The organism is Rhodococcus sp. PD04, assembly GCF_035918275.1.
In the GTDB taxonomy this organism is placed as follows: domain Bacteria; phylum Actinomycetota; class Actinomycetes; order Mycobacteriales; family Mycobacteriaceae; genus Rhodococcus; species Rhodococcus rhodochrous.
Window position 1 is genome coordinate 4,634,273 of the sequence record NZ_CP142143.1, and the last position, 22,847, is coordinate 4,657,119.

General features: G+C 66.9%; 20 protein-coding genes and 1 pseudogene. 10 read left to right on the plus strand and 11 right to left on the minus strand.

The genetic code is table 11. The features are described from left to right. The first annotated feature begins 41 nt into the window (after positions 1 to 41). Entirely contained in the window at positions 42 to 713 is a 672-nt protein-coding gene (locus U9J23_RS21040; protein ID WP_326600233.1) for a TetR/AcrR family transcriptional regulator, read from the plus strand. 16 nt (positions 714 to 729) lie between these two features. On the opposite strand, the gene U9J23_RS21045 is transcribed toward U9J23_RS21040, so the two are convergent. Further along, positions 730 to 1,452 (minus strand): enoyl-CoA hydratase/isomerase family protein, encoded by a 723-nt coding sequence (locus U9J23_RS21045; RefSeq protein WP_326600235.1) that lies wholly within the window; start codon positions 1,450 to 1,452, stop codon positions 730 to 732. 135 nt (positions 1,453 to 1,587) lie between these two features. On the opposite strand from U9J23_RS21045, the gene U9J23_RS21050 reads away from it, so the two are divergent. From U9J23_RS21050 to U9J23_RS21070, 5 genes and pseudogenes are all read left to right on the plus strand, one after another. Then, on the plus strand, positions 1,588 to 3,129 hold the full coding sequence (locus U9J23_RS21050; RefSeq protein ID WP_145707415.1) for an AMP-binding protein: 1,542 nt from the start codon (positions 1,588 to 1,590) through the stop codon (positions 3,127 to 3,129). Positions 3,130 to 3,164: 35 nt separating this feature from the next. Continuing rightward, positions 3,165 to 4,346 carry an amidohydrolase family protein gene (locus tag U9J23_RS21055; protein ID WP_059384071.1) on the plus strand — a complete coding sequence of 394 codons (1,182 nt, stop codon included), beginning with the start codon at positions 3,165 to 3,167 and terminating at the stop codon, positions 4,344 to 4,346. Next, complete coding sequence (locus U9J23_RS21060; protein ID WP_326600239.1) at positions 4,343 to 5,776, plus strand: FadD3 family acyl-CoA ligase; 1,434 nt, start codon at positions 4,343 to 4,345, stop codon at positions 5,774 to 5,776. Before U9J23_RS21055 ends, U9J23_RS21060 begins: the two co-directional genes overlap by 4 nt. 28 nt (positions 5,777 to 5,804) lie before the next feature. Beyond that, a complete protein-coding gene (locus tag U9J23_RS21065) occupies positions 5,805 to 6,098 on the plus strand; it encodes a DUF3263 domain-containing protein (RefSeq protein ID WP_059384069.1) in 294 nt (97 codons plus the stop codon). A 176-nt stretch (positions 6,099 to 6,274) separates the two neighbouring features. Next, positions 6,275 to 7,560, plus strand: a pseudogene (locus U9J23_RS21070) (MFS transporter). On the opposite strand, the gene U9J23_RS21075 reads toward U9J23_RS21070, so the two are convergent. The 10 genes from U9J23_RS21075 to U9J23_RS21120 all read right to left on the minus strand — a co-directional run bounded on the left by U9J23_RS21075 (position 7,554) and on the right by U9J23_RS21120 (position 19,907). Further along, positions 7,554 to 8,993, minus strand: coding sequence for an MFS transporter (locus U9J23_RS21075; protein WP_059384068.1), 1,440 nt, complete (start codon positions 8,991 to 8,993; stop codon positions 7,554 to 7,556). The pseudogene U9J23_RS21070 and the gene U9J23_RS21075 overlap by 7 nt on opposite strands. Beyond that, positions 8,974 to 10,011, minus strand: coding sequence for an ABC transporter ATP-binding protein (locus tag U9J23_RS21080; protein WP_059384067.1), 1,038 nt, complete (start codon positions 10,009 to 10,011; stop codon positions 8,974 to 8,976). Before U9J23_RS21080 ends, U9J23_RS21075 begins: the two co-directional genes overlap by 20 nt. Beyond that, the gene (locus U9J23_RS21085) at positions 10,001 to 10,939 is read right to left on the minus strand and encodes an ABC transporter ATP-binding protein (protein ID WP_016692326.1); all 939 of its coding nucleotides are present in this window, start codon (positions 10,937 to 10,939) and stop codon (positions 10,001 to 10,003) included. Before U9J23_RS21085 ends, U9J23_RS21080 begins: the two co-directional genes overlap by 11 nt. Before the next feature lie 112 nt (positions 10,940 to 11,051). Continuing rightward, positions 11,052 to 12,629 (minus strand): ABC transporter substrate-binding protein, encoded by a 1,578-nt coding sequence (locus U9J23_RS21090; RefSeq protein ID WP_059384066.1) that lies wholly within the window; start codon positions 12,627 to 12,629, stop codon positions 11,052 to 11,054. A 47-nt stretch (positions 12,630 to 12,676) separates the two neighbouring features. Further along, positions 12,677 to 13,579 (minus strand): ABC transporter permease, encoded by a 903-nt coding sequence (locus U9J23_RS21095; RefSeq protein WP_085470184.1) that lies wholly within the window; start codon positions 13,577 to 13,579, stop codon positions 12,677 to 12,679. Further along, entirely contained in the window at positions 13,576 to 14,529 is a 954-nt protein-coding gene (locus U9J23_RS21100) for an ABC transporter permease (protein WP_059384064.1), read from the minus strand. Before U9J23_RS21100 ends, U9J23_RS21095 begins: the two co-directional genes overlap by 4 nt. Before the next feature lie 301 nt (positions 14,530 to 14,830). Continuing rightward, positions 14,831 to 15,988: a thiolase family protein gene (locus U9J23_RS21105; protein WP_085470185.1), complete on the minus strand. Its 1,158-nt coding sequence runs from the start codon at positions 15,986 to 15,988 to the stop codon at positions 14,831 to 14,833. Then, positions 15,985 to 17,178: an OB-fold domain-containing protein gene (locus U9J23_RS21110; protein ID WP_059384062.1), complete on the minus strand. Its 1,194-nt coding sequence runs from the start codon at positions 17,176 to 17,178 to the stop codon at positions 15,985 to 15,987. The genes U9J23_RS21105 and U9J23_RS21110 overlap by 4 nt, the downstream gene beginning before the upstream one ends. A 30-nt stretch (positions 17,179 to 17,208) precedes the next feature. Further along, the gene (locus tag U9J23_RS21115; RefSeq protein ID WP_016692320.1) at positions 17,209 to 18,414 is read right to left on the minus strand and encodes a CaiB/BaiF CoA transferase family protein; all 1,206 of its coding nucleotides are present in this window, start codon (positions 18,412 to 18,414) and stop codon (positions 17,209 to 17,211) included. Beyond that, positions 18,411 to 19,907, minus strand: a complete 1,497-nt coding sequence (locus tag U9J23_RS21120) for an aldehyde dehydrogenase family protein (RefSeq protein WP_059384061.1) — start codon at positions 19,905 to 19,907, stop codon at positions 18,411 to 18,413. Before U9J23_RS21120 ends, U9J23_RS21115 begins: the two co-directional genes overlap by 4 nt. Positions 19,908 to 20,117: 210 nt before the next feature. Here U9J23_RS21120 and U9J23_RS21125 point away from each other — a divergent pair, with 210 nt between their 5' ends. The 4 genes from U9J23_RS21125 to U9J23_RS21140 all read left to right on the plus strand — a co-directional run bounded on the left by U9J23_RS21125 (position 20,118) and on the right by U9J23_RS21140 (position 22,806). Further along, positions 20,118 to 20,927 carry a TauD/TfdA dioxygenase family protein gene (locus U9J23_RS21125; RefSeq protein ID WP_059384060.1) on the plus strand — a complete coding sequence of 270 codons (810 nt, stop codon included), beginning with the start codon at positions 20,118 to 20,120 and terminating at the stop codon, positions 20,925 to 20,927. Further along, on the plus strand, positions 20,924 to 21,628 hold the full coding sequence (locus tag U9J23_RS21130; protein WP_016692316.1) for an SDR family NAD(P)-dependent oxidoreductase: 705 nt from the start codon (positions 20,924 to 20,926) through the stop codon (positions 21,626 to 21,628). Before U9J23_RS21125 ends, U9J23_RS21130 begins: the two co-directional genes overlap by 4 nt. A gap of 40 nt (positions 21,629 to 21,668) precedes the next feature. Continuing rightward, positions 21,669 to 22,529: a mycofactocin-coupled SDR family oxidoreductase gene (locus tag U9J23_RS21135; protein WP_059384059.1), complete on the plus strand. Its 861-nt coding sequence runs from the start codon at positions 21,669 to 21,671 to the stop codon at positions 22,527 to 22,529. Positions 22,530 to 22,614: 85 nt separating this feature from the next. Further along, positions 22,615 to 22,806: a ferredoxin gene (locus U9J23_RS21140; protein ID WP_016692314.1), complete on the plus strand. Its 192-nt coding sequence runs from the start codon at positions 22,615 to 22,617 to the stop codon at positions 22,804 to 22,806. The last annotated feature ends 41 nt before the right edge of the window (positions 22,807 to 22,847 follow it).

Here is a 22,847-nt window from a genome sequence, read left to right on the forward strand (position 1 = left end):
TCGGTATCGCGAAGCCTGTGGCGCACCTACACTGGCGAACGATGAACCATTCGGCAGCTCCCGCCGACCGATCGCTCCGAAGCCGGCAGAACAGGTACGACGAACGTCGTACCCAGCTCGCCGAGTCCGCCCTGACGACACTCGGCGAACTCGGTTATGCGCGAACGTCCCTGCGGGACATCGCCCAGAACTCGCCGTTCTCCCACGGTGTCGTGCACTACTACTTCAAGGACAAGACCGACCTGATCCTGCACTGCGTACGCCACTACAAGACGCGGTGCATGACGAGATACGACGAGGTGGTCGACACCGCGACGACCGCCGACGAACTCCGTCGCGGTTTCGCGTGCAAGGTGGCCGAGACGCTCCGGGACGAGGCTCCGATGCATCGCCTCTGGTACGACCTGCGTAACCAGTCGATGTTCGATCCTTCGCTGCGCGATGATGTCTCGGCGATCGACCGGGGACTGCGCGACATGATCGACCGTGTGCTCACGCGCTACGCGGAACTGTCGGGCACGACGCCGAGATACGATCCCGACACCGCCTACGCGCTGCTAGACGGCATGTTCGTCGCGGCCCTCGTCGCACACCTCGCCGAACGCGACCGGGCAGCGACCGGAGCCCCGACCTCCGATCCTCCGACGACGGTGCCGGATCGAGTGCGCGACAACCTGTTCGAGATCCTCCCGGACTTCCTGACCGCGCGGTAGCGGCGGCGCTCGGGCCCTACTTGCCGCGCGAGAGCACCTTGCCGGCCGCTTCCCAGTGGGCATCGGCGATCCACAACCGCGCGAACGCGTCGACCGCCTCCTCCGGGCTCGCACCGTTCACGACGTGCTTGATCGACGCGGAGGACGGATTGGCGAGGGCGCGGCCGAGAGTGCGCCACCCTTCGTCGAAGGTCTCCCGCGGGATCACCTTGTCGACGAGACCGATGCGTTCGGCCTCCTCGGCCCGCAGGATGTCGCCGGTCCCGGCGAGCATGAGGGCACGCCCGCGCCCGATCAGCGACGCCAGCCGTTCGGCACCGCCCCAGGCGGGCATGATCGCCAGCGACACCTGGTTGAAGCCGATCTTGATGTCGTCCGCGGCGATGCGGATGTCGGCGGCGACGGCCACCTCGGCACCACCGCCGAGTGCGTGACCGTTGAGCGCGGCGACGACGGGCGCCGGGAAGCCGGCGATCCGGTCGCACACGGCGCGCATCTGCCGGGCCATGTCGGCGGCCTGCTCGTGGGTGCGGAGCGCGGCGAGTTCCTTCAGATCGCCACCGGAGACGAAGGCGCGGTCGCCACCACCGCGGATCACCAGGGCACGTGCCTGCGCCTGCTCGGCCTCGTCGAGCACCTTCTCGAGCTGGTCCATCGTCTCGGGGGCGATGGCGTTGCGCGCGTGCGGGCGATCGATGGTGACGACGGCGAGTCCGTCGTCGAGCTCCAGCTCCACCATGGTCTGCTCTCCGAACTGATATTGGAATTCTACTTTTCGGAGAATAGCATCTCCACAACCGGCCAAGGCCGGTCTGCACCGGTCGCGCCGCGACGAACGGCGGCGTGACGCCACCCCCGACACTGGAGCTTTCAGATGCGGCAGATCCCCTCCGAACTGGTCGAACGCTACGAGAGCGAAGGGTGGTGGACTCGCGAGACGATCGGCGACATGCTGGCGCGCGGCCTGAAGGCCGCACCCGACACCGAGTTCCGCATCCACTCGACCATCCGACCGTGGGCGGGCACCGTGAGCGAGGTCGAACACGTCGCGCGGCGCCTCGCGGCCGGTCTGCACCGCCGCGGAGTCGGCCCCGGCGACGTCGTGGCCTTCCAGCTCCCCAACTGGATGGAGGCCGCGGCCGTCTTCTGGGCCTCGTCCTTCCTGGGCGCGACGGTCGTGCCGATCGTCCACTTCTACGGTCCCAAGGAACTCGGGTACATCCTGCGCGAGTCCGCTCCCAAGGTGTTCGTGTGCGCCGAGAAGTTCGGATACACCGAGTACCGGCCCGAACTGTGCGCCGACGTTCCCGTCGTCGGTGTCGTGGGACGCGACTTCGACGACCTGCTCGACGACGAGCCCTTCGAGAGCGTGCTCCCCGGCGATCCCTCGCAGCCGGCACTGCTGGCGTTCACCTCCGGCACCACGAGCGATCCCAAGGGCGTGATCCACACGCACCGGACGCTCGGCTTCGAGACGAGGCAGCTCTCCGAGCGCTATCCCGCCGACCGCGGCTCACAGCTCACGGGCGCGCCGGTGGGTCACTTCATCGGTATGGTCAACGCCTTCCTCATCCCGATCCTCGACCACACCCCCATCAACCTGCTCGATGTCTGGGATCCGGCCCGCGCGATCGAACTGATGGAGAGCGACGGACTCGTGATCGGCGGCGGTGCAACCTATTTCATCACCAGTCTGCTCGACCACCCGAACTTCGATCCGGACCGGCACCTGCAGTACATGAAGTACGCCGGCCTGGGCGGGTCGACCGTGCCCGCCGCCGTCACCCGTCGTCTCGACGATCTCGGCATCACGGTGTTCCGCGCCTACGGCAGCACCGAGCACCCGTCGATCACGAGTTCGCTCGTCACCGATCCGGTGGACAAGCGCCTGTTCACCGACGGCAACGCGTGCCCGGGAGTGGAGATCCGTATCGCCGACGACGGCGAGATCCTCAGCCGCGGACCGGATCTGTGCATGGGATACACGAACCCCGAACTCACGGCACGCGCATTCGACGAGGACGGCTGGTACCACACCGGAGACGTCGCGATCGTCGACGAGGACGGCTTCCTGACGATCACCGACCGCAAGGCCGACTTCATCATCCGCGGTGGGGAGAACATCAGCGCGCTCGAGGTCGAGGAGGTGCTCCTGACCCTGCCCTCGGTGGCCGAGGCCGCCGTCGTGTCGGCGCCGGACGAGCGCCTCGGAGAACATGCCGCCGCCGTGCTGCGCCTGCGGCCTGGGCACGAGATGCCGACGCTCGAGGACATCCGCACACACTTCCGGCAGGCGGGCATCGCCAAGCAGAAGTGGCCCGAGGAACTGCACCGCGTCGACGACTTCCCGCGCACGGCGAGCGGGAAGATCCAGAAGTTCCGGCTTCGTCAGGATATTGCGGCTGCGCACACATGAGAATAGTATTCTCGTAACAGGAGAAGGAGGATTTGATGACCGCGAACGATTTGCCGTACCAGCTGTTCGATGCGGACAACCATCTGTACGAGACCGAGGAGGCGCTGACGAAGTTCCTTCCGGAGAAGTACAAGGACGTGATCAAGTACGTGCAGGTCGACGGCCGCACGAAGATCGCGATCCGCGGTCAGATCAGCGATTACATCCCCAACCCGACCTTCGAGGTCGTCGCCCGGCCGGGCGCCATGGAGGATTACTTCAAGAACGGCAACCCCGAGGGCAAGAGCCGTCGGGAGATCTTCGGCAAGTCCATGAAGTCGATCCCGGCCTTCCGCGAGCCGGCGGCCCGTCTCGAACTCATGGACGAACTCCGCATCGAGCGCACGCTCATGTTCCCGACCCTCGCCAGCCTCGTCGAGGAGCGCATGCGTGACGATCCGGAGCTGATCCACGCCGTCGTGCACTCGCTCAACCAGTGGCTGTACGAGACGTGGTCCTTCAATTACAAGGACCGCATCTTCACCGTGCCGGTGATCAGCCTGCCGATCGTCGACAAGGCCATCGAGGAACTCGAGTGGTGCGTCGAACGCGGCGCGAAGGCGATCCTCGTGCGCCCGGCTCCGGTTCCCGGTTACCGCGGACCGCGTTCGTTCGCCCTGCCGGAGTTCGATCCCTTCTGGAAGCGTGTCGTCGAACTCGATGTGCTCGTCACCCAGCACTCGTCCGACAGCGGCTACGCCCGCCACACGGCGGAGTGGGACGGTGCCGACAAGGAGATGCTGCCGTTCGTCACCAACACCTTCCACATGGTCAACGAGTGGCGTCCGATCCAGGACGCGGTCGCGTCGTGGGTCTGCCACGGTGCACTCCTCCGCTTCCCGGAGCTGCGGATCGCGGTGATCGAGAACGGCGCGAGCTGGCTGCCCGGTCTGCTGCAGAACCTCGCCGACACCTTCAAGAAGGCCCCCGAGGGCTTCGGCATGAAGGACCCGGTGGAGGCGGTCAAGAACAGCATCCACGTCAGCCCCTTCTGGGAGGAGGACTTCAGCAAGCTCACCGCCCTCATCGGCGCCGAGCGCGTGCTGTTCGGTTCCGACTACCCGCACCCCGAGGGCCTGGCCGAGCCGACCACCTACATCCAGCACATCCAGCACCTGCCCTTCGAGGACCAGAAGCTGGTCATGGGCGGCAACCTCGCGAGGCTCCTGAAGGTATGAGCTGGCGGACCATCCCCGAGATGGTCCTCAGCGCCGGCGACCGCTTCGGTGATGCCGAAGCGGTCGTCGACGGGGACCTCCGGATCTCCTTCACCGATTTCACCGATCGAATCCGCCGCGCCGCCAGAGCATTCGCCGACGCAGGTGTCGGCAAGGGTGATCGGGTGGCGATCTGGGCCCCCAACTCCGCCGCGTGGATCGTCGCGGCCTTCGGCCTGCTCACCGCGGGTGGTGTGCTCGTCCCGGTGAACACCCGCTACCGCGAGGACGAGGCGGGCGACATCATCCGGCGCAGCGGAGCGAAGCTGACCCTCGTGCAGGACGGCTTCCTCGACCAGGAATACGCGGTGCCGGCCGGCACCCCCCGGATCGACATCGCATCCGGTTTCCTGGACAGCGGAAGACCTTTCACCCGCGAGGTGGTCGGCGAGGACATCGCCGACATCATGTACACCTCGGGCACCACCGGACGCCCCAAGGGCGTGATGATGAACCACCTGCAGACCCTCCGGATGTTCTCCGAGTGGTGCGATCTGGCCGATCTGCGACGCGGCGACCGTTACCTGCTCGTCAACCCGTTCTTCCACATGTTCGGCTACAAGGCCGGCCTCGTCGCGTCGTTCATCCGCGGCGCCACGATGATTCCCGTCCCGGTCTTCGAGACGGACACCGTCCTCGACCTGATCGAGCGGGAACATGTGACCATGCTGCCCGGACCACCCACGCTCTACCACTCGCTCCTCGCAGCGCAGCAGGACCGGACCCACGACCTGTCGTCGCTGCGCGCGGCGGTGACCGGATCGGCCGACATCCCGGTCGATCTGATCCGGCGGATCCGGAGCGAACTGCCCTTCGAGACGATCATGACGGGATACGGTCTGAGCGAGGCCGGCACCGCGACGGCCTCCCGCCGCGGCGACACCTTCGAACAGATCGCCACGACCGTCGGAAAACCCTGCGACGGTGTGGAAGTGAGCATCGCCGACGACAGCGAAGTGCTCATCCGCGGATACAACGTGATGCAGGGCTATCTCGACGATCCGGAGGCCACCGCCGCAGCCGTCGATACCGAAGGATGGCTCCACACGGGTGATCTCGGCGAGATCGGCGCCGACGGTCACCTCCGGATCATCGGCCGCAAGAAGGACATGTTCGTCGTCGGCGGTTTCAACGCCTATCCCGCCGAGATCGAAGGTTTCCTGCTCGAACACCCCGCCGTCGACCAGGTGGCCGTGATCGGGATCCCCGACGAACGGCTCGGCCAGGTGGGCAAGGCGTTCGTCGTCTCGTCCGATCCCGTCCCCGCCGAGGACCTGATCGCCTGGAGCCGCACACGCATGGCGGGATTCAAGGTCCCGCGTGTCGTCGAATACATCGACGCGCTCCCCCTCAACGCGACCGGCAAGGTCGTCAAAGAACTACTCCGTTGACACATCCCCCTCAGACAGGAGTTCCGGCATGTCGGACGAAGCTGCGATGATCGATTTCGCCGTGAAGTGGCGGCACTGGAACGGTGGTCCCGACGAGGACATCTGGGTCACCTTCGGGATCACCCCCGAGAACTACTTCCACCGCCTCCGCGGCCTGCTGACCAAGCATCGGTGGAACCGGTTGGAACCGCACATCCTCGAACAACTCGTGCGCATCTGCGACGAGCGGCTCGACACCGTCGACATCGCCTCCGCAGCGGGCCGACGTGATCGGGCACGGTACGCCTCCTCGGCACATCCGCTCAGCAGATTGTCCGCCTGACCAGGGTTTCGAGGAACTTCACGGGAATCGGTTTCGCCCTCCGTCGACTCGCGTATCCGCCGAGGCACCGAGCTCGATCGGAGGGAACAATCGTGAAGAACGGTTCCGTCGACCCGAAGCCGGAAGCTCACGAAGAGCCGCCGGAGAAGGTACGCCGCGCCATCGGTGCGTCGGCCATGGGTAATTTCACCGAGTGGTTCGATTACGGCGTCTACGCCTACACGGCCACCTACATCGCCGATTCGTTCTTCCCCGGCGATCTCGAATCCGCGACGCTGCTCACGCTGGGTGTCTTCGCGGTCTCCTTCATCATTCGGCCCCTGGGCGGTTTCGTGTGGGGTCCGCTCGGCGACCGGTTGGCCGTCGTCAGATCCTGGCGCTCACCATCCTTCTGATGGGTGGTTCGACGGTGCTGCTCGGCGCGGTCCCGTCGTACGAGTCGATCGGGTTCTGGGCGCCTCTGCTGCTCGTGCTGCTGCGCATCATCCAGGGCTTCTCCACCGGCGGTGAGTACGGTGGCGCGGCGACCTTCATGGCCGAGTACTCGCCCGACCGCAGGCGTGGCTTCTACGGCAGCTTCCTCGAGTTCGGCACGCTGGGCGGTTTCTCCGCCGGCGCGTTCCTCGTCCTGATGATCGACCTGCTGTCCACGGACGCCTTCATGGCGACCTGGGGTTGGCGCCTGCCGTTCTTCGTCGCCGGCCCGCTCGCGTTGGTGGGCCTCTACCTCCGTTCGAAACTCGACGAGACGCCGGTCTTCAAGGAACTCGAGGAGGCGCACCAGGAGGAGGCCAGCATCGGTGCCGAGTTCAAGGACCTGCTCACCCGGTACTGGCGACCGATCATCAAGATGATGGGTCTGGTCATCGCGCTGAACGTCTGCAACTACACGTTGCTGAGCTACATGCCGACCTATCTCGAGGATCGGATCGGTCTGACGACCACCTCGGCGCTGATCCTGGTGTTGATCGGTCAGCTCGCGATGATGGCGGTCATCCCGTTCTCCGGGGCGTTGTCGGACCGGATCGGGCGCAAGCCCCTCTGGGCGGCGTCGCTGGTAGGTCTGTTCGTTCTCGCCGCGCCGATGTACATGTTGATGTCGGTGGGCTTCGGCTGGGCGATTCTGGGCTTCACCGTGCTCGGCCTGTTGTACGTGATGCAGCTGTCGACCATCTCGGCGACCTTCCCCGCCATGTTCCCCACGCAGGTCCGGTTCGCCGGGTTCGCGATCTCGTACAACCTGTCCACCTCGATCTTCGGTGGTACGGCTCCCGCGATCAACGAATGGCTCGTCGAGCGGACCGGCAACGATCTCATGCCGGCCTTCTACATGATGGGCGCGTGCGTGGTCGGGCTCGTCGCCCTCTACTTCGTGGCGGAGACCGCGGGGGCATCGCTGCGTGGACGCGGCATCCCGGGTATCGACAACGAAGCACACCCCACCGCCCTGTCCCATCACTGACGGGAGACGGCCGGCGCAGCTTCTGTATCGGTCCGGTCCTCGGGTCGGACACGACGGATGGCCAGGGTCACGGCGGCGGCCAGCAGCGCGGACGCCGCCCCGATCAGCATGCCGGTGAGGAGTCCTCCCTCGGACGGGATCGATGTTCCGCGGAAGGCGACGGTCGTCTGCGCCAGCACGACCCCCGCGACCGCCGCCGACGCCGTGCCTCCGACCGAACGCAGCAGGGTGTTGACGCTGTTGGCCGACGAGATCTGCGTCGGCGGCACCGCCCCCATGATCAATGTGGGGATGGCCCCGTACGCCAGTCCGATCCCCGCCGCGACGCAGCAGGTGAGCGCCATGAGACCCCACGGTGATCGCATGAGGAGTCCCGCAAAGGCATAGGCCGCGGCGATCATCAGGCAGCCCGCGAACAGGGTCGTGCGGGGGCTGCGCAGGGTCGTCAGCCGCGCCCCCAGCGGGGAGATCGCCATCATCAGCAGACCGGCCGGTGCGCACCACAGCCCCATGGCCACCATCGACTGTCCCAGTCCGTATCCGGTCTCCGTGGGCAGCATGAGGATCTGGGGAACGAGCAGCGCCTGGAAGTACATCGAGAAACCGATCAGGGCCGCGACGATGTTGGTGACGAGGACCCGGTTCCCCTTCGAGACCCGGAGATCGACGAGCGGTGCCGGAGACCTCAGTTCCCACCGGCCCCACACCACGAACGCGACGATCGAGACCGCGAACAGGATCGGGATCGTCGCACCCGTCCAGCCCCAGTCACCGCCCTTGGATATCGCCAGCAACCCGGCGACCAGTGCGACCGAGAGCCCGAGGGTGCCGACGAGGTCGAATCGGCCCGCCTCCGCCGGCACCGGGGTGTCCCGCACCAGCCGGGCGATGAGCACCGCGACGAGCACACCGGCGAGACCGGCTCCCCAGAACAGCATCCGCCAGTTCGTGTACTGGACGACGGCCGCAGCGAGCGGCAGGCCGAGTGCTCCCCCGATCCCCAGGGACGAACTCATCAGGGCGATGGCCGAGCCGAGACGAGCCGGTGGCACGAGGGAACGCAACGCACTGATGCCGAGGGGCACGATCCCGAAGCCCGCACCCTGGAGGGCACGGCCGACGAGCATCGGGGCCAGGGACGACGACAGTGCACACAGGAACGACCCGACGATGAGTGGGATCGTGCACACCAACAGCATCCGGCGCGCGCCGTACATGTCGCCCAGGCGTCCCGTCACGGGTGTCGCGACGGCACCCGCGAGCAGGGTCACCGTGACCACCCAGGACGCATTGGACGGGCTGGTCCCGAGCAGGGCGGGCAGTTCACCGAGCAGTGGGATGACGAGGGTCGACATCACCGTGGTGACGATGCCCGCGAAGACCAGTACCCGGATCGTGCGGCCCTTCGGTCGATCAGGCGTCCGCACCGGCACCGACGGCGGCGGGTTCGGGAAGATCGCGTCCGGTCACGGACGGCAGCGGGAAGTGGCAGGCCGCGTACTGGCCCGGACGGACCTCACGCATCTCGGGTTCCTCTTCGGCACAACGGTCCTGGGCCATCGGGCAGCGGGTGCGGAACCGGCAACCCGTGGGAGGTGCGAGCGGCGACGGCACGTCGCCGGCCAGGGGTGGTCCGGCGAAACCCTTCTCCGGGTCGGTCAGCGGCACCGAATCGAGCAGCGCGCGCGTGTAGGGATGCGCCGGGTCGTCGTACATCTCGATGGAATCACCGAATTCGCAGACCTTGCCCAGGTACATGACCATGACCTTGTCGCTCACCGTGCGCACCACACCGAGATCGTGGGCGATGAACACGACGGTGAGATCGAACTCGGCCTTGAGTTCCTCGATCAGGTTGAGGATCTGGGCCTGCACCGACACATCGAGCGCCGAGACCGGTTCGTCGCAGATGAGCAGCCGGGGATTCAGGGCGAGCGCTCGCGCGATGGCGACGCGCTGCGCCTGGCCACCCGAGAGCTGACGGGGCAGCATGCCGGCGAATCGCTCGCCGGGCAGACCGACCTGTTCGAGGACCGACACCGATGTCGTCGCCCGTTCCTTCGCAGGTGTTTTCGCGACCGTCAGGCCCTCGACGACGATGTCGGCGACCGACCGGCGCGGATTGAGCGAGGCGACCGGATCCTGGAAGATCATCTGCATGTCGCGCCGGAGGGAGCGCATGCGCTTCTCGCTCGCCTCCTCGATCCACTCGTCGCCGAACCGGATACGGCCGGAGGTGATGCGGTCCAGCCGCAGCACCGCACGACCGGTGGTCGACTTGCCGCACCCGGATTCGCCGACGATGCCGAGGGTTTCACCGGGCAGGATGTCGAAGCTGATCTTCGAGACCGCCTGCACCGTACCGTTGTCGGTGGGGTACTCGACCACCAGGTCCTGCACACTGAGCAGGGCCTCGTCGCCGCGCAGATGAGTGGCACCACTACCGGCCATGGGATTCACCTCCGGAAACGGCCCCGACCGGAACGGTCACCGGGCTCAGACACGCAACGTGATGATCGACGCCCACCGACTCGAGTGGGGGCGGCGTGGTGTGGCACTGGTCCGACGCGTGATTGCAGCGCGGCGCGAACCGGCACCCCTCGGGCGGTGAGGTCGGGTCGGGCAGCGACCCGCCGATCACCCGCAGCGGTGCGTGCCGCACGTGGTCGATCGTCGGGGTCGCCCCGAGCAGTGCGTGGGTGTAGCGGTGCATCGGCTGCTCGAACACCTCACGGGTGGAACCGACTTCGGCGAGCCGCCCCGCGTACATCACCGACACCCGGTCGGTGCGACCCGCGACCACCGCGAGGTCGTGACTGATGAGCATCATCGACATGCCCCGGTCGCGCTGGACGCGCCGCAGCAGGTCGAGGATCTGACGCTGGATCGTCACGTCCAGGGCGGTCGTCGGTTCGTCGGCGATGAGCAGATCCGGTTCGCACGCCAGCGCGATCGCGATCATCACGCGCTGGCGCATGCCACCGGACATCTCGTGGGGATAGTTGCGGAGGCGTCGTTCCGGATCGGGGACGCCCACCTCCTCGAGGAGCTTCAGCGCCCGCGTGTGTGCCTCGGATCTGCTGACGCCGAGGTGCTTCCGCATCCCCTCGGTGAGCTGTCGCTCGACCCGGACGACCGGATTGAGCGAACGACCCGGATCCTGGAAGACCATCGCGATCTGTTTGCCCCAGATCTCGCGCTTCTCCTTCTTGGTCAGGGCCAGCAGGTCGCGGCCCTGGAAGGTCACCGATCCGGATCGGCCCGAGCGGGGTGGCATGAGCCCCATGATCGCCCGGGCCATCACCGACTTTCCGGAGCCCGACTCGCCGACGATACCCAGCGCCTGTCCGGAGTCCAGGTCGAGCGACACGTCGTCCACTGCGCGGACGGTGCCTCGTGGCGTGCCGATGTAGGCACGGAGATTTCTCACTTCGAGAATCGGCTGAGTAGTCACGGCGAGCCGGTCCCTTCCGTCTTGTCGGCTGTATCGGCTAGTTGCTGAGCCAGAATTCGGCCGGCATCGGCGATCCGAGGGTGTAGAGCTGCACGCCCTGCAGATCCTTCGAGTAGGCGACCGAGGGGGTGGCCCGGACGTACCAGAGACCCACCACCTGATCGGCCAGGCGCTGCTGGACGACGTCGTAGGCTTCCTTGCGTTCCTCGACGGTCGCGCCGAACCGGCCGCGCTCGAGAGCTGCGTCGAGCTCGGGATCGTTGATCCCGGTGAAGTTGCCGGTCGACGTGGAGTCGAACGCGATCGAGAGCGGGAAGTCGGGGTCCTGCGTGATCGCCGAGGAAATGATCATGTCGAAGTCGCGCGCACCCGCCCGCGCCGTGAGCGTCGGGTAGTCGAGCACCTCGACCTGCATGTCCACGTTCTCGAATGCTCCGAGCTGGGCCTGGATGGCTTCGCCGAGAGAGCGCGCCTCCGCTGTCGGGTAGGCCAGGTAGGTGAACGAGACGGGCTTGCCTTCGGCAGCGAGTTCGTCGAACAGCTTCTGCGCTTCCTCGGTATTCGTCTCGGAGAGCTGGATGTCGGCGTAGTAGGGCGAATCCTCGGGGAAGAAGGTGCGGGGGATCTCGCCTTCGCCGTTGTACACCACGGTGTTCGCGGCATCGAGATCGACAGCGAGAGACACCGCGCGACGTGCCCGCTCATCGTCGAAGGGGGCCCTGCGGAAGTTCATCGCGGCGAACTGTCCACCGCCGGTCGATGTCACCTGGGTGGCGAGGCCCGCAGATTCGGCACGCTCGAGGCTGGTCCAGCTCGATTCCATCGACAGGTCCGCGGCCCCCGTCGTGGCTGCGTTCAGTCGCTGGTTGTAGTCGGCCACCGTCCGGATCGTGAGTTCGTCGAGGTAGGGCTTCGGGGCGTCCCAGTACGATTCGTTCTTCTCGAGTCGGATCGAGTCCTGACGGGTCCAGTTCACGAGCGTGAACGGCCCTGCACCGATGGGGTTCTCGTCGAACGCCTGCTGCCCCTGTTCGAGGGCGGCCGGCGATGCGATCCAGTTCAGTGCACCGGCGACGATGGCCTGGGCGAACTGCGGGTTGGGCTCGACCATCGTCACACGCAGGGTGGTCGGGTCGACGACCTCGGTGGACTCGATCTGCGATGCCTGACGGATCGTCGTCGAGGCCAGCGCCGGGTCCTTGAGGCGGTCCCAGTTGAACTTCACTGCGGCGGCGTCGAGAGGGGTGCCGTCGCTGAACTTCAGGTCGGGCTGCAGTGCGAGCGTGAACGTCTTCCCGTTGTCCTCGGTCGAGAAGTCGGTCGCCATGCGGTATTCGACGTCGAACGTGTCGTTGTTCGTGATGATCAGTTCGCCGTAGAGAGCGTTGCCCAGCACCGGCTGATGGGCCCATGTGTTGGACAGCGCGGCGGGATCGAGCGAGCGAGGCTCACCGGCCTGGAGGATGGTCGCGGAACCACCTGCCACGGGATCACCGACCGCCGCGGTGTCCTGGGCCGAGGCGGTATCGGAACCGCTCGATCCACAGGCCCCGAGGACCAGTACGGCGGAACAGGCCACGGCGACCGCCGCGAACATTCTTCTACGTCGAATCATGGTCGACCTTTCTTCGGAAATTCTGGGTACGAACACTTCTCGGTATCTCAGTCGTGGAGCGTGCGGTCGTACTTGGTACGGAGATGGTCGCCGACCTGATTGAGGGCGAACACCGTGAAGAAGATGACGAGCGCCGGTACGAACACCAGGTGCGGTGACGTGGCGATGGCGTCCTTGCCGTCGTTGATCATTCCGCCCCAGCTGGGCTGCGGCGGCGGGATGCCCAGGCCGAGGAAGCTCAACGATCCCTCCGCGACGATGAGCGCCGCGATCACGATGGGCATGTACGACGCGAGGGGCGCGAGGACGTTGGGCATGATCTCCCGGAACAGGATCCGTCCGCTGCCGGCGCCCATGTTCTTGGCGGCCCTGACGAATTCACGCGACGACCAGGAGAGGGTGTTGGCTCGCGCCAGGCGGATGAACGACGGGATCGCCAGCAGGCCGAGACCGAAGAGGATGGTCCGGACACTCGGGGTGAGGATCGAGGCGAGGGCCAGGAGCAGGATCAGCGGGGGGAAGGCGAGCATCGCGTCGGCCAGCAGCGAGATCACGGCGTCGACACGCTTGCCGAAGTATCCGGCGATCATGCCGAAGAACGATCCGATCAGGAAGCCCACGAGGCCGGCCACGGCACCGATGACGAGCGAGACCTGCGCGCCGTAGACGACGCGGGACAGGATCGACCTGCCGAGGGTGTCGGTCCCCAGGAGCGTGTCGAGCGAGTCGAGGTTCGGGGGCGTCCGCGGAGGTCCGATCGGAACGTTGTACGGCGCCAGCGGGAGAACGCTCGCGAAGATCGCGGCACCGATGATGAGCACCAGCCACACGATCGACAGGTAGACCAGCACCGAGCGGGTCTTCTTGGCGGCGGGTACCTTCGGCAGATCCTCGGTGGTCGACTCGACCCGCTGTGCGTCGTCCTTCTTCTCGAGCGCGACCTGCGTCATGCTCCGACCACCTTCCTGACCCGCGGGTCGACGACTTGGTAGCTGAGGTCGACGAGGGTGTTGATGCCCACGTAGACGACGGCGATGAAGGCCACGATCCCCTGCACCATGATCACGTCGCGGGAGGTGATGGAGGAGGCGACGAGTTGGCCCAGACCCGGGAGGCCGAACAGGGTCTCGACGATCACCGTGCCGCCGATGAGGCGGCCGAGGTTGATGCCGGCAACGGTGATGAGCGAGAACGACGAGGGCCTCAGTGCGTGCCGGAACATCACGTACCAGGACGGCATCCCCTTGGCCCGGGCCGCGGCGATGAAATCCTCACGCAGCGTGCCCATGAGGTCGGTACGGAGCAGGCGGTGGAAGGCCGCGATCTCGGTGAGGGCGATGGCGAGCGCCGGGAGCATCGCGCTGCGCAAGTTGTCGCCGAGACCTTCGCTGATCCGGGACCAGCCCATCACCGGGAAGATCTGGAGCTTGATCGCGAGGAAGTAGATGAGGACGGGGCCGGCGATGAAGGCGGGCACCGAGAGGAAGACGGCCGACAGGGCGTTCATGCCGCGGTCGACGGCGCTACCCGGGCGGGATGCGGAGATCACGCCCATGACGAGTGCGACCACCAGTGCGATCAGCAGACCCATCGCGGCGAGCTGGAGAGTGACCGGCAACCGTTCGGCGATGGCCTCGCTCACGGATTGACCCGTCAGCGGCGAGGTTCCGAGATCGCCCCGGACCGCGTCGGACAACCACCCGAAGTACTGGCTCCAGAAGGGCGCGTCGAGGCCGAGCTTGGCGTTCAGTTCGGCGACCGCCTGGGGAGTTGCGTTCTCCCCCAGGATGACCTGGGCGACGGAGCCGGGCGCGAGACCGAGCAGGCCGACGACCGCGATGGTCACCAGCAGGACCACCAGCAGGCTGCGGCCCACCTTTTTCGAAACTGTGAGAAACATCCGACTCAACTTTCGTCGTACTACCGAGGCCGTGGATCACGGCGACGCAGAACACGAGCAGAGTGCACTACCTGTGATGCCCCACACATTAGAGCCTGCGTGTGGCCGCGGCAATAAGGATTACAGAAAAGACGAATGGAGTTTCTAATTATTCAGAACGGCAATCTTGCAGCGCTGCAAGATACTCGAGATACGAGACGGAAAGACGGTGACGGGCCGGCTCGTACGCACGGCGAGGACCCGCGCACCGGACGGGTGCACGGGTCCTCGCCGAACAGCGATGGCGGGTGGAAGTACGGGATCAGCCTCCGGGGCCCTCCAGGATCGTCACGGCCGCAACGGCCGTCGGGCCTCCGACATTGTGCGCGAGACCTGTTCGCGCTCCGTCGACCTGGTTGACCGCCTGTCCGCGGAGCTGCTCGAACAATTCCACGCACTGGGCGACACCGGTCGCGCCCGGCGGATGCCCCTTCGTGTTCAGACCGCCGCTGGGATTGACCGGCAGCGACCCACCGACCTCGGTGACTCCCGCCTCGAGAAGCTTGAAACCCTCGAAGCGCTCGGCGAATCCGAGATCCTCGTAGCTGATGATCTCGATTCCGGTGAAGTAGTCGTGGATCTCGGCAACGTCGATGTCCCCCGGTGACAGGCCCGCGGTGCCGAACGCCTGCTTCGCCGCGCGCCGCGTCGCCGCGAAGGAGGTGAGATCGCGCTTGTGCTGGTGCATCACGGCGTCGAAACCCAGACCGGTGCCGCGGATCCACACGGGCCTGTCGGTGTAGCGGTCGACGACGTCGTCCGCCACCAGGATCAGCGCGGCCGCACCGTCGCTCTGCGGCGCGCAATCGTAGACGCCGAACGGCGTCACCACCGTGTCGGCGGCCAGCACCTCCTCCACCGTCAGCTCGAATCGGCGGCACGCCTTGGGATTGTTCAACGCGTTGCGGTGGTTCTTCACCGCGACCATCGCCATGTGTTCACGGGTGGCCGGCGACTCGTACAGATAGCGGCGCATGTGCAACGCGAAACCCGCCTGCGCGAGGCCGAGCGGGAAATCCCACGCCATGTCGCGCGTCATGGATTCCCATTCCCAGAGCATGCCCTTCGAGGCCGTCTCCCGGAGTTTGTCGGCACCCATCACGAGCGCGACGTCGCATGCCCCCGATGCGATGCCGTAGACGGCGTTGCGGATCGCGTCGTGTCCGGTCGCGCAGGAGTTCTCGACCCGCGTCACCGGAACGTCGTGCAGCCCGAGGGTGTCGGCGAGGATCCCGGACGGGAAACCGTCCGTCGTCCCCATCGAGCCGAACCACGCCGCGTCGATGTCCGACTTCCGCACGCCCTTGTCGACGCTCGCCGCGCAGTCGGCGAAGGCCATCGGAAGCAGGTCCCGGATGCCCAGAGCGAAATGTTCGGCGAAGGGTGTCATTCCTGCGCCGACGATCGCGACCTTTCTCATGCCGCTTCCTCCTCGTCCACGGGATCCGAATCGGGTTCGAAGGCGTATCCGTAGTCGGGGACACCCGAGCGCACCGCGATGCGGCGGAGCACCAGCCGTCCCCGGTCTCCGATGTCGACACTGCCGGCGGCAGTGCCGGTGACCCGCACCAGCGCACGGACTCCGACACCGTCGAGGTCGACGACGACGAGCGAGTACGGGGTGCGCAGACCCGGCACCGGCACGTGCACGGTGACCTCGGTGTAGACCGTCCCAGTGCGCGGTAGTTCGACGAAGGTGTACTCGGTGTCGAGCGAGCCGTCCTCGTCCACCCGGTAGCGCGGCGGGAAGTCGACCTGGTCGCTGTCGAGGAAACGCCCGCCCTCCCATCGCACCTTGGCTTCGAAGGCCCGCTCGTAGGCCGCCAGCGAGATCGGGATCTCGCCGGGCAGGGTCTGCGCCGAATCGAGCACGGGCCGCGCAGGTCTCTCCCGGCGACGGACCTCGGCCGTCCCCTCCGCGACGGTCAGTCCCGACAGGCTGGCCTGTTCGACTCCGACGAGAGGTCCGGTGAGACCGGCCTCCGCCATCGCGGCCAGGGCGAAGAGCGCCGAACTCGCGCCCGTCGTGGGCAGATCCGTGGTCTGCGTGGCCGCGAGCGAGGCGGCGTGCTGCGCCGGGACCCCCGCCACGACGGCCGGGGTGTCCACCCAGGCCGTCGCGAGCGAGGCGAGATAGCCCCGCTTCCGGAGCAGTCTCGGGTCCCCGTAGTCGTGGATGTCGCCGGAGGCGTTCCGCGTACGTACGGGCAGGCTGCGCGACACGCGTGCGGCGGTGCGCACCTGCAACCCGTGGTCGGAGGTGAGGGCCGCCGCCGCACCGGCCGAGTTCAGGTCGACCCCGATGACCAGTGTCCGTGGTCGCGCCGAGCCGAGGGCGTCCAGCGTCGCCGGCGCGCCCCCGAGCCGCTCGATCACTTCGAGTTCGGGATCGAGTCCGAGTCCTGCGAGCAGAACCGCAGCGTTGCTGCTCTCGGTCAGCGGCAGATCCCGGCCGACGAGGACGACGTACTCGACGGATCCGCCCGCTTCGAGTGCGGCGCGGCCCGCCTCGACGGCGAGGGTGACGGCGTCCTCGTCGTCACCGGCGATCCTGGCGTCGGGGGTGCCCCAGCACGGCAGGTACGTTCCGATCGATGCGATGTAAGGCATTGGCCCTCCCTGAACCGGGTGCAGCCCCGACTAGGTGACTGCGCCCGCTGTCTTGAGCTCGATGATGCGCTCCCAGTCCAGCCCGAGCTCCTGCAGGATCTCCTCGGTCTGGGCGGCGAACTCGGGTGCCGGTCCGGTCTGCGGCGGCGTCACGTCGAACTGCACCGGATTGGCGACGAGTTCGAGTTCCCCTGCCTTGACCAGATATTCGTTGTCGCGGACCTGCGGGTCGCTCACGACCTGCAGCGAGTCCTGGACCGGTGCCCACGGCCCGGCGAGCGTGCCGAACCGCTGGACCCATTCCGCGAGCGGGCGGCTGCCGATGACCTCGCGCAGGATCTCGACGGCCTCGACGGTGTTCGCGGCGATCGACTGTGCGTCCGCGAAACGCGGATCGTCGATGAGGTCGGGGCGGTCGATGTGCGTGCACACATCGGCCCAGAACCTCGCCGGCTGCAGCATCACGAACGAGATGTAGCGTCCGTCCGCCGTGCCGTAGACACCCGAGAGCGGGTTCGTCGGGGCGCCGTGGCCACCGGCCTTCGGTGCTTCCATGTGCTGCCCGAGATGCGCGGACAGTGCGATGGTGTGGCCCATCGCCCACACCCCGCTGCTGAGCAGCGAGACGTCGACCACCGAGGGTTCGCCCGTGCGTTCACGCTTGAACAATGCCGCCGCGATACCGCCGGCGAGGTTCGTGCCCGAGATCGTGTCGCCGAAGGCGGGCCCGGGAGGTGCGATCATCCCGTCGATGCCGGGCGGGGTGAGCGTGGCGGCGACACCGGCGCGCGCCCAGAAGGCCGTCATGTCGTATCCGCCCTTGCCGGACTCGACACCGCGCGGGCCGAGCGCACTCCCCCGCGCGTAGACGATCTTCGGGTTGACCGCGCGGATGTCGTCGACGTCGATCTGCAGCTTGGTCCGCACCTTGGGCAGGAAGCTGGTGAGGAAGACGTCGGCGGTACGCACGAGCTCGAGCAGCACCTCGCGGCCCTCGGGGATCGAGATGTCCAGGCCGAGGCTGCGCTTGCCGCGGTTGGCGTGCTCGACGTTGGGGTTCGGATCACCTTCGACGCGAAGGGTTCCCGTCTGTCGCAGACCCCGCTGCGGGTCGCCGGTCACCGCGTGCTCGATCTTGACGACGTCGGCGCCCCACTCCGCGAGCACCGCGCCCGCGGAGGGAACGAAACCGTACATCGCGACCTCGACGACGCGGACGCCTTCGAGTGGCTTCACGAGGTCACCGCCTTCGAGAACGCCTTGAGCTGCTGGAACTCCTCGAGTCCGGCCCTGCCCATCTCACGGCCGATGCCGGACTGCTTGTAGCCGCCGAACGGGACGTCGGGGCTGAAGTAGTTGCCGCCGTTGACGGAGAAGGTGCCGGTGCGGATGCGGCGGCCGATCGCGATACCGCGTTCTTCGTCGGCGGTGAGCACGCCGCCCGACAGGCCGTACTTGGAGTTGTTGGCGATCCGCACGGCATCGTCGTCGTCGTCGAACGGGATGACGGCGAGGACCGGTCCGAAGACCTCCTCCTGCGCGATCTCACTGTCGGGGTCGACGTTCGCGAGGAGGGTGGGCTTGTAGAACCAGCCCGGATCGACCTTCTCTCCACCGGTGACGAGGGTGGCGCCGTCGGCCACGGCGCGCTCGACCATGCCGTGGATCTTCTCGCGCTGCTTCTCGCTGATGACCGGGCCCATGTAGATCTTCGGGTTCGACGGATCGCCGTAGGGCACGTGCTGCATCATCCCGGCGACCTGCGCGACGATCTCGTCGTGCTTGTCGCGGGGGACGAGCAGACGCGTGGTCAGCGCGCAGCCCTGGCCGGCATGCGAGCAGATGCTGAAGGCGGCGAACTGCGCGGCGGTCGCGAAGTCGGCGTCCTCGAGGACGATGAGCGCCGACTTGCCGCCGAGTTCGAGGAAGACCTTCTTCAGCGAGTCCGCGGCCGCGGCCATGATCTTCTTGCCCACGGGGGTCGAGCCGGTGAAGGTGACGACGTCGACGTCCGGATGGGTGGTCATGAGCTCACCGGGGGCGACCTGCGACGACGAGATGATGTTGACGACACCGGCCGGGATGTCGGTGTGCTCGGCGATGATCTCGGCGAGCGCCTGGGTGACGAGCGGGGTGTCGGGTGCGCCCTTGAGCACCACCGTGCAGCCCGCGGCGAGCGCGGCCGGCAGCTTCGCCATGGCCAGCTGGGTCGGGTAGTTGTAGGCGACGATCGCGGCGACGACGCCGGCCGCTTCCTTCTCCACCCAGCGGCGGTGCGGCTGTCCGCGGAACTCGACGTCGCCGAGGTCCTCCGTGAACTCGGTGTTCCGCAGCAGGTCGGCGTAGTACTTCACGATCTCGAGCGGCGCGTCGACCTGGTTGCCGTGGGTGAGGATGCGCGGGGCGCCGACCTCGGCGATCGTCAGCTCGCGCAGTTCCTCGACGTTGTCGCGCAGGGCCTTGTAGAGCTGGTCGAGGCACTTGATCCGGAACTCGACATCGGTGGACCAGGTGGTCGTGTCGAATGCGCGTCGCGCTGCACGGATGGCGGCTTCCGCCTCCTCGACACCCGCATCGGGGGCGTAACCCACCAGTTCACCGGTCGCCGGATTGTAGGAAGCGAAGGTGCGCTCGGTGGTGGTGAGCTTCCCGTCGATCAGCAGCCGTTTCGCCACTTCGGTGGTCGCGGCGTCGGCCACCGCGGTGGCTCCGTTCTCCTGCACTGACATCCCATCTCCTCGCATCGTGTGGAAATCACATTCTCAGATCAGAGAATTAATCTGTTCGACTTTCGAGAACTTTAGCAAGGAGCAGTCCGGCAGGATAGCCCCGGGAGTGACCCGCGCCACGCGACAACGGCCTACATGGGCGAATTCTCCGGGTCTTGCGGCTCCCAATTGCGCGAGAGTATGGTTCTCGCAACCGGAAGGGAGATTCTTGTGATCAGCACTACAGCCCTCAGCCCGTCACTCGGTGTGGAAGTCACCGGCCTGGACAGCCTCGACGACGAGCGTGTGGTCGCCCAGCTGCTCGAGGCACTCAAATGGCGTGGCGTACTTCTCGTGCGCGGTATCCACCTCGACGACGAGGCCCAGGTCGCCTTCAGTCGCAAGCTCGGCAAGGTCGTCATGCCTGTCCCGGGCGAAGAGATCTTCACCGTCTCGCTCGACCCCGCCAAGACGCCGACGGCCGAATACCTCAAGGGCACGTTCCACTGGCACATCGACGACACCACCAACGAGGTGCCGGCGAAGGCCACCACACTCACCGCCCGCCACGTCGCAATGGTCGGTGGCGGAACGGAGTTCGCCAGCACCTACGCCGCCTACGAGAATCTTCCCGACCACGAGAAGAAGCGGTACGAAGGCCTGCGCGTCGTCCACAGCTTCGAGGCCGCCCAGCGTCTGGTCTACCCCGACCCCACCGAGGAGCAGGTCGCACGCTGGCGTGCGCTGCCGCCCCGCGAGTCCTCCCTCGTCTGGGAGCGCCGCGACGGACGACGCTCCCTCGTCATCGGCGCCACGGCCGATCACATCGTCGGCATGCGCCCCGAGGAGAGCCGCGAACTCCTCGACGAGCTGCTCGCGTGGACCACGCAGGAACGCTTCTGCTACTCCCACGAATGGCAGGTCGGCGACCTCGTCGTCTGGGACAACACCGGCATGCTGCACCGGGCACTGCCCTACGACCCGTCGTCCGAGCGCCTCATGCGCCGCACCACGATCGTCGGTGACGAACCGTGGCAGTGAAGACAGCGGTCGTCACGGGCGGAAGCTCCGGAATCGGCAAGGCGATCGCCGAACGCCTGCGCAAGGACGGCCACCAGGTCGCGGTGCTCGATCTCAACCCCTCCGGTGAGGAGCTCGAGTACAAGGTCGACGTCTCCGACCGCGCACAGGTCGACGACGCCTTCGCCCGGATCCGCGAACAGCTCGGCCCCGTCACGATTCTCGTCAACGGCGCGGGACTCGAGCTCTACAAGCGCTTCCACAACATCGACTACGCGACCTGGCAGAAGGTCGTCGACGTCAACCTCGGCGGCGTCTTCCACTGCGTGCAGGCCGCCCTGCCCGACATGCTCGAGGCCGGCTGGGGACGCATCGTCAACATCTCGTCGTCGAGCGCGCAGTCGGGTCAGCAGTTCATGACCGCCTACGTCTCGTCCAAGGCCGGCGTCAACGGACTCACCAAATCACTTGCGCTGGAATATGGTCCGTCCGGCATCACCGTCAACGCCGTACCCCCCGGATTCGTCGAGACTCCCATGCTGCACCGCTCCGCCGAGAAGGGCCTGCTCGGCGGCACCATCGAGGAACACGTCCAGCGCACCCCCGTCCGCCGAGTCGGACAACCCGAGGACATCGCCGCCGCCTGCTCCTTCCTGATCTCCGAGGAGGCCGGATACATCACCGGCCAGATCCTCGGGGTCAACGGCGGACGCAACACCTGATCCACCCTCTCCGCCGAAACCCGATCGAAAGGACAATCCAGTGGGACGTGTCGAAGGCAAGGTCGCGTTCGTCACCGGTGCGGCGCGCGGCCAGGGCCGCAGCCACGCGGTCAAGCTCGCGTCCGAGGGCGCCGACATCATCGCTGTCGACATCTGCACGGACATCGACTCGATGGGGTACTCCATGGCCACGCCGGAGGACCTCGAGGAAACCGTGAGGCTCGTCGAGAAGGAAGGCCGCCGGATCGTCGCGATCCAGGCCGACGTCCGCGACGCAGCCCAGATGGAAGACGCTGTGGCGCAGGGCATTGCCGAGTTCGGCAAGCTCGACGTCGTCGTCGCGCAGGCCGGTGTCGCCGGCATGAAGGGCGAGCCCCAGACCCAGGCCTGGACCGACGTCGTCAACACCAACCTCGTGGGCACGATGAACGCCGTCCACGCCGCCCTGCCGCACCTGAAGGCAGGCGCCTCCATCATCGCCACCGGTTCCACCGCGGCACTGATGGACGTGTCGAAGGTCGACCAGCCCGGCAAGGATCTCGGTGGCGTCGCCTACGTGTTCTCCAAGCGGGCCCTGTCCCAGTTCATCGACACGCTCGCAACCCATCTCGCGCCGCGCATGATCCGCGCGAACGTTCTGCACCCGACCAACTGCAACACCGACATGCTGCAGAGCGAACCGATGTACCGCTCCTTCCGCCCCGACCTCGAGCACCCCCGGCGTGAGGACGCGGAGCCCGCCTTCGGTGTGCAGCAGGCCATGCCGATCCCGTACATCGAGCCCGAGGACTCGAGCAACATGGTGCTCTTCCTCGCGTCCGACGAATCGCGCTACGTGACCGGCATGCAGATGCGCGTCGACGGTGGCGGCTACCTCAAGTGGTACGACTACCACATCTGACCGTTCGATCGTGGCGGGCGACCCCCGCACGCGGCAGAACGTTGCCGGACCGGACCAGTACACATCATCGACCGGGAGGAACATCGTGAAGGTCAGAGTCGACCCCGACCGCTGCCAGGGCCACACCCTGTGTGCCATGGCCGCACCAGAAGTATTCGAACTGAGCGACATCGACGGCCACGCGACCGCCGTCGTGGAGGACGTGCCCGCGCATCTCGAGGAGAACGTGCGCGAAGCAGCCCGGTCCTGCCCCGAGCAGGCCATCGAGATCTCCTGACCACCAGCGTTTCGACAGCCCCGATCGAAGCGTCAGAGAGG